1 rRNA gene is annotated in these 218 nt (G+C 51.8%); it reads right to left on the reverse strand.

Annotation, left to right across the window (positions count from 1 at the left end):
• Window positions 1-145: 145 nt before the first annotated feature.
• Window positions 146-218: ribosomal RNA gene (locus F3J44_RS29540) — 16S ribosomal RNA — on the reverse strand; the annotation flags it as partial.

The raw sequence follows: 218 nt of genomic DNA on the forward strand, positions 1-218 counted from the left end.
TGGGCAGATTTGAACTGCCGACCTCACCCTTATCAGGGGTGCGCTCTAACCAACTGAGCTACAGACCTATATAGGGTCTTGATCGTCTTCGACAATGAATCAAGCAATTCGTGTGGGAGCTCATCAGCAGGCTGATGTCGTCGATTAAGGAGGTGATCCAGCCGCAGGTTCCCCTACGGCTACCTTGTTACGACTTCACCCCAGTCATGAATCACACC

This window comes from Pantoea sp. Tr-811, from assembly GCF_011752535.1.
Lineage (GTDB): Bacteria > Pseudomonadota > Gammaproteobacteria > Pseudomonadales > Pseudomonadaceae > Aquipseudomonas.